The organism is Pseudonocardia sp. SID8383, assembly GCF_009864975.1.
Classification (GTDB): domain Bacteria; phylum Actinomycetota; class Actinomycetes; order Mycobacteriales; family Pseudonocardiaceae; genus Pseudonocardia; species Pseudonocardia alni.
In genome coordinates this window covers 1-1,543 of record NZ_WWFY01000730.1, presented here as the reverse complement: position 1 = coordinate 1,543, position 1,543 = coordinate 1, and the positions used below count along the sequence as shown (strand labels likewise).

The window sequence follows — 1,543 nt, the reverse complement described above, 5'->3', positions numbered from 1 at the left end:
CGAGACCCGCCGGACGCTGACCGCGCTCGCCCTGCACGAGCTGCGGGTCGACGGGCTGCTGGCGAACCGGGTGATGCCCGGCCCGCCGCCGTCGCTGCGCGGGCCCGCGGCGCGCTGGCTGCGCGAACGCGCCACCGAGCAGCAGTCCGTGCTCGCCGAGCTGGGCGAGCTCGGTGCGGACGTACCCGTGACCGCGGTCCGCTACACCGCCGCGGAGCCGACCGGCGTCGGTGCGCTGCGCGAGCTGGCCCTGTCGGTCTACGGCGACGACGACCCCGCGGGCACCGCCGACGGCGCCCCGCCACGGCCGCTGATGGAGCTGCGCCGCACCGCGGGCCACGGCGTCTCCGCCGACACCGAGTTCGAGCTCGACGTGGCGCTGCCCGGCGCCCAGGACGCCCCGCTGGACCTCGCCCGGGTCGGCGACGACATGGTCGTCGGTATCGGGTTCTCCCGGCGCGTGGTCTCGCTGCCGTCGGTCCTGCGCCGCTGCGAGGCCACCGGTGCCCGGCTGGAGGGCCGCGGCTCCGACGCCCGCCTGGTGATCTCCTTCGTGCCCGACCCGGGCACCTGGATGACCTCGTGAGCGGCCGTGACACGCGGTGCGGCACCCACTGCGGCGATCACAGCGGCATCCCGGAGGACCTCCGGGTCACCGCGATGGCGCTGCTCGACCGGCTGCGCGCGGCCACCGAGACGATGTCGGACTCGCTGCGGGCCGCCGGGAGCGACCCCGGCCCCGGCGACGCGGGCTCCTGCACCGCCTGCCCGGTGTGCGCGCTGATCGCCGTCGTGCGGGGGGAGCGGTCGGAGCTGGTCACCCGGCTCGCCGACCACGCCGGCGGGCTGCTCGCTGTGCTCGTCGCGGTGCTGGAGGAGGCCGCCCCGCCCGCGCGCCAGGAGCCCCGCCGCCCACACGGCGGCGGACGCTCCGTGCAGCGGATCGTGGTGCACCGGACATGAGCCCCCGGATGTCCGACGTCCGCACCATCGGGGTGGACGTCGGGGGCACCAGCGTGCGCGCGGGTGTCGTCGATGCCGAGGGCGGGATCCTCGACACCGCCTCCGCGCCGACCCCGCGCACCGACGACGCGTTGGAGGCAGCCATCGCCGGTGCGGTCGACGAGCTGCGACGCCGGCACACCGTCGCCGCCGTCGGGCTCGCGCTCGCCGGGTTCGTCGACGCCCCCCGCGGGCTGGTCCGCTACGCGCCGCACCTGTCCTGGCGCGACGCCCCGGTCGCCGAGCGGATCGGCGCCCGGCTCGGCGGGATCCCGGTCGTCGTGGAGCACGATGCGAACTCCGCCGCGCTCGCCGAGCGGCGCTACGGCGCCGCGGCCGGTGCCTCGGTGGCACTGGTGATCGCGCTGGGCACCGGGATCGGCGGCGCCCTGCTGCTCGACGGCGAGCTGTTCCGCGGCGCGCACGGCGTCGCACCCGAGCTGGGGCACCTGCGGGTCGTCCCGGACGGGCGGGCCTGCCCGTGCGGCAAGCGCGGCTGCTGGGAGCGCTACTGCAGCGGGACCGCACTCGGTGCCACCGC

At 77.7% G+C, this 1,543-nt stretch carries 3 protein-coding genes; all 3 read left to right on the top strand.

Going from position 1 to position 1,543, the window contains the following annotated elements; translation table 11 throughout:
* On the top strand, nt 1–586 hold a 586-nt coding region (locus GTW08_RS17640; protein WP_161152238.1), incomplete at its 5' end, for an ArsA-related P-loop ATPase.
* Nucleotides 583–963 (top strand): hypothetical protein, encoded by a 381-nt coding sequence (locus tag GTW08_RS17635; RefSeq protein WP_100878141.1) that lies wholly within the window; start codon nt 583–585, stop codon nt 961–963. The genes GTW08_RS17640 and GTW08_RS17635, both read left to right, overlap by 4 nt.
* Nucleotides 960–1,543, top strand: a 584-nt coding sequence (locus GTW08_RS17630) for an ROK family protein (protein ID WP_237453942.1), incomplete at its 3' end; no start/stop codon positions are given. The genes GTW08_RS17635 and GTW08_RS17630, both read left to right, overlap by 4 nt.